At 64.9% G+C, this 4,472-nt stretch carries 6 protein-coding genes and 1 pseudogene; 5 read left to right on the top strand and 2 right to left on the bottom strand.

Translation table 11 applies throughout. The annotated features are described in order from the left end of the window. The 4 genes and pseudogenes from J0I43_RS00035 to J0I43_RS00020 all read left to right on the top strand — a co-directional run. A pseudogene (locus J0I43_RS00035) lies at positions 1-95 on the top strand (ATP-binding protein); the annotation flags it as partial. A 155-nt stretch (positions 96-250) separates the two neighbouring features. Continuing rightward, complete coding sequence (locus J0I43_RS00030; RefSeq protein ID WP_071043057.1) at positions 251-454, top strand: hypothetical protein; 204 nt, start codon at positions 251-253, stop codon at positions 452-454. After that, positions 447-1,205, top strand: a complete 759-nt coding sequence (locus J0I43_RS00025; protein WP_292857082.1) for a Fic family protein — start codon at positions 447-449, stop codon at positions 1,203-1,205. The genes J0I43_RS00030 and J0I43_RS00025 overlap by 8 nt, the downstream gene beginning before the upstream one ends. Further along, positions 1,202-1,834 carry a recombinase family protein gene (locus tag J0I43_RS00020; protein WP_292857079.1) on the top strand — a complete coding sequence of 211 codons (633 nt, stop codon included), beginning with the start codon at positions 1,202-1,204 and terminating at the stop codon, positions 1,832-1,834. Before J0I43_RS00025 ends, J0I43_RS00020 begins: the two co-directional genes overlap by 4 nt. Before the next feature lie 414 nt (positions 1,835-2,248). Here the strand turns inward: J0I43_RS00020 and J0I43_RS00015 are convergent, their stop codons facing one another. Both J0I43_RS00015 and J0I43_RS00010 read right to left on the bottom strand, forming a co-directional pair. Then, the gene (locus J0I43_RS00015; protein WP_292857076.1) at positions 2,249-3,601 is read right to left on the bottom strand and encodes an NAD(P)/FAD-dependent oxidoreductase; all 1,353 of its coding nucleotides are present in this window, start codon (positions 3,599-3,601) and stop codon (positions 2,249-2,251) included. Continuing rightward, positions 3,598-3,912 carry a thioredoxin family protein gene (locus tag J0I43_RS00010; protein WP_292857073.1) on the bottom strand — a complete coding sequence of 105 codons (315 nt, stop codon included), beginning with the start codon at positions 3,910-3,912 and terminating at the stop codon, positions 3,598-3,600. Before J0I43_RS00010 ends, J0I43_RS00015 begins: the two co-directional genes overlap by 4 nt. A gap of 54 nt (positions 3,913-3,966) precedes the next feature. Here J0I43_RS00010 and J0I43_RS00005 point away from each other — a divergent pair, with 54 nt between their 5' ends. Further along, complete coding sequence (locus tag J0I43_RS00005; RefSeq protein WP_292857070.1) at positions 3,967-4,386, top strand: heavy metal-responsive transcriptional regulator; 420 nt, start codon at positions 3,967-3,969, stop codon at positions 4,384-4,386. The last annotated feature ends 86 nt before the right edge of the window (positions 4,387-4,472 follow it).

The raw sequence follows: 4,472 nt of genomic DNA, 5'->3' as shown, positions 1-4,472 counted from the left end.
CACAGATCGCACGAGTCCTCAAAATCAACGAACTCGAAACCATCACCGACGACGTCATCGAAGCCGCCGCCAGCACTCTCGTCATCGGCACCTAAACAACCGCCACTCAGCGCCAAAAAACACCGTCACAGAGCGCCAACACTCACAGCTCCGGTGCTCAAAACCCTTGTCAAAACCCCATTCGGTGCAAAACCTCCCCTATAGGTTTTTGAGCAAGTCGGGTAGACTAGAAGCAACGAGGGAGGCCACCATGAGCGTCAAGACCGCCAGCACAATCTCCGCGGCCGAGCGCGAGCTGCGCGAGCGCGTCGTGGCCGACGCCGCCCACAGCTCCGCGATGGAAGGCCTCACCGCCGGCGCCGAGTACCGAGCCGATGCGGCCGCCTACGCAGCGGGGGAGTTCGACGTCGACGAGCTCGGACGCCGCACACGCGCCCGCTGGGGCCTTGCCTGATTTCGTCGACCCGTACCTCGAGCCCGAATCGGGCATCCTCCGCAACCGGCTCGGCCTGACCGACCGCGCCACGCTGGATCGCGCCGAAGCGGAACTCACCGAATGGCGACGGGCCGAGATGATCACCCGGCCGGTGAACGTCACCGGAGATCTCCGACAGCTCCAGGCAATCCACCGGCAGCTCTTCCAGGACGTCTACGACTGGGCAGGCCAGCTGCGCACCGTCGACATCCGCAAGGGCACCGACCCGGGCGCGGAGTTCTTCATGCCCGTGTCCCGGCTGGAGTCCGGCGCCGGGTACGCGTTCGCGGAGCTGGCGGTCGAGCACCAGCTACACGGCCTGGACCGTGACCGGTTCGTAGATCGCCTGGCGCACCACTACGACCAGGTGAACTACCTCCACCCGTTCCGGGAGGGCAATGGCCGCACGCAACGAATCTTCTGGACGCAGATCGCCGCCGGCGCGGGATTCGACCTCGACTGGAGCCGAGTCACCGGGGCGGAGAACGACCAGGCGTCACGTACCGCGATGGAACGACAGAACTTCACCGAACTGCGCGGGATCTTCGACCGCATCGTGCAGCCCGCCGCGGGAGGCCGGCTCACCCCGGAACGGATGGAGCAGCTGCGCGCGTTCGCCAACCTGAGCAGCAGCGTCGCGCCGGGACGCTCCGCACCGTCGACATCGACGGGCCGCTCGCGCCGGCCGATGACACCCGGCCGAGAAGCGGAACAGGGGAGGGACTTATGACCGTCGTCGGATATGCCCGGGTGTCCAAGCGTGAGCAGAACCCGAAGGCCCAGGAGGCCGAGCTGCACGCGGCAGGAGCGGAGCGCGTGTTCGTCGACCGCGGCGACTCCAGCCGGGTCAAGGATCGCCCGCAGTGGGTCGCGTGCATGGACTACCTCCGTGCCGGCGATGTGCTGTTGGTGCGCCGCCTCGATCGGCTCGGTGGGACCGAGCGCATCCTGATCGAGACGCTGCACGAGCTGGAGGACAAGGGCGTCGATATCAAGAGCCTCACCGAACCGGTGATCGACACGACGACCCCGATGGGCCGTGCCCTGTTCGGCATCGTGGCCGTGTTCGCGCAGCTGCGCGTCGACACGATCCGGGAGAATACCCGGCTCGGTCTGGAGTACGCACGCGCCCAGGGTCGCGTCGGTGGGAGGCCAACGGTGATGAGCGCTGAGCGGGTCGAGGTCGCTCGGCAGATGCGCGCTCAGAACCCCCCGGCGACGTGGGAAACGATCGCTAAGACCCTCCACGTCAGCTCCGCGTCCGTGCGCCGCGCTATGGCTCAGCCAGAAATGACAGCTAGTGAGCGCCAGCATGGCGCGGCTACGCTCCAGGCATCTGCTCCCTACGACCAGCAATAGACCTACTCGCGTCCAGCCGTGCCAGGGCGCGTTAGCGAACGCTGTCGTTGCGCAGCCGCACGGCGATCCACAGGCCACATCGGCGACACAGGTAGGCCGCTCCGTCGCGCAACTCATGCAGCTTGAACCGCGGCATCGTTCTGCCACAGCATGAGCACTGGGTGGCCGTGTCAACGTTCATTCGAGCTCATCGCGTCAATATCTCCTCGGTAATCGGTAGCCGGCAGTCCAAGCCCAGCCAGCCGATGCCGCGTATACGCCAGGCCGATTCAACCTCGGTTCCCTGTGGCGAACGTAATCCTGGCCAGTCAGAAGGACCGGGCGAGCCTCGAAACGGACCTGGATTGCGTCCTCATCAGAGACCAACCATGGAAGGCTATCTCGCCCCGTCACAGCGAGCGATTTCGCGGTCTACTACAGCAGGGATCCGAGGTCCGAGCCAAGGGAGGGATAAGTGGCAGTAACGGATTTGAGTTGGCGGGTGGTGAGGCCGAGTTTGATGGCGAGGCCGAAGGTGTTGATGAGTTCAGAGTGGCCGGGGCCTAGGAGGTGTGCGCCGAGGATCTGGTCCGATGCGGTGTCAATGATGATCTTTGCTGCGGCGGTGGTTTCGGCTACCCGGTAGGTGGAGTACCAGTCGCTGGTGTCAGTGAAACGGACGGCGATTTCATGTCCGGCGTCAGCGGCTTCGTGCTCGAGAAGACCTACGCGGTTGAGCTCAGGGATGGCGAACACGGTGGTGGGCACGCCCGTGTAGTCGGGCGTGGTAGTGGTGCCTTTGATCATGTTGGACGCGACGACTTTGCCTTCGAACACGGCAACGGGCGTGAGGGGACGGCCAATCGTGTTCGCGGCATCGCCGGCGGCGAACACGGCGGGGTTGGTGATGCTTTGCAAGTGGGCGGCGACAGTCACACCGCGTGGACCGCTGGCAATACCCGCAGCGTCCAGATGCAGGCTGTCGAGGTTGGGAACCCTACCCGCGCCGTGGACTACGAGGCCGGTGTCGATGCTGGCCGCTGTTCCGGCGGTGTCGATACCCACCCGGTAACCGGCGAGCGTGGTCCCAACTCCGGTGACCGTTGTGTTGCGAAGCACACGGATGCCAGCCTCTTCGGATCGGGTAACGAGGAGTTCGACAAGGTCCGGATCGAATTCCCGCAGCGGTCGGGACCCGCGGTCGATGATCGTGCACTCCGCACCGGCACGAGCGGCGATGTGCGCGAACTCGAACGAGATGAAGCCGCCGCCGATGAACACCATCCGGCGAGGCAGCTCATCGAGATCCAGGAACCCGGTGCTGTCGATCAGATGCTCCGCACCGGGAAAGACCAGGGGGCGCGGTGTCGCACCAGAGGGGATGAGGAACCGGTCCGACCGATGGGCAGTGCCGTCGATGAGGAGCTCGTTCGGCCCGCTGAACTCGGCGTGCCCGTGGAAGGTGGTGACGCCATTGCCGACGAGTTCGTCCTCCATCCGCTTCGGGACACGGTCCGTGAAGCCGCGTTTCCGCCGCATCAACGCTGGCCAATCCACCGATACCCCGTTCTCCTGGACCCCGGTGTCGCTCATCAGCTGAGCGGCGTCGATGATTTCTGCGCCGCGGCGCAGAATCTTCTTCGGATCGCAACCGCGCAGCGCGCAGGTTCCGCCGTAGGGCAGTTCATCAACGATCCCAACCCGCCATCCCTGCGCGGCGCACTTGTTGGCCGCGGTCATTCCCGCCATACCCGCGCCGATCACGACCAGATCGAACCTGTCACTCATTGCGCCGCCGCTTCCGTGTGGGCGATGGCATCGCGCAGTTGATCCAGGGTCGGAGACCCGGCAAGACCCTCGGGGGTCAGGTAGACCCGGCAGGACAAGCCTGGCGGCCCATCTGGTGCCGGAAACAAGACAGCCCCGTCGACGAGGAGCGTGGGTGACCCGCGGAAATCGAGCGCTTCCGCGTCCGCCTGCGACGACACGAGTTGTTGTTTCACCGTGAGGTCGGAACGTTCCGCGGCAATCACCGAGATCCGTTCCGCCATCGTCTCCCAGTTCGGACAACCGTCGAAGTACTGCACCGTGATTTCCATCCACCGACCATAGACGTTGTAGCCAGGTGCAAGGTCAAGTGGTGGGATAGAGACATGCGCATCGGAGATCTCGCCGAAATGACCGGCGTCAGCACACAGACCATCCGGTTCTACGAACGGGAAGGACTGCTGCCGGCGCCAACTCGGGAAGGCAACGGATACCGGGCGTACGAGGACCGTGCGGTTGCACGTGTCGGGTTTATCCGCGCCGCTAAAGCGGCCGGACTGAAGCTGACCGACATCGCAGGAGTTCTTGAACTGCGCGAGGCCGGACGGGCCCCGTGCTCACATGTGAACTCCCTGCTAGCTGGCAAACTTGCAGAGGTCCGGGCACGGCAAGAAGAACTCGCCCGCCTCGAGGCGGAACTGGTCGGCATGATCGCGACAAGTCGGACGCTTGACCCGGCGACGTGGTCAAGTCCCGTGGTGTGGTGTCACTCCGGTTGCTTCCTGGGGGTGGTGGTCAGGCGGTGAGGTGGAGCTCGGGGCGGGCGGGTTCGGTGTGCTCGGTGAGGATGTGGACGAGTCTGCGCATGGAGATGTCGGAGAAGTAGCGGCGT

The organism is Microbacterium sp., assembly GCF_017305435.1.
GTDB lineage: Bacteria > Actinomycetota > Actinomycetes > Actinomycetales > Microbacteriaceae > Microbacterium.
This window is presented reverse-complemented; position numbering and strand designations above follow the sequence as displayed.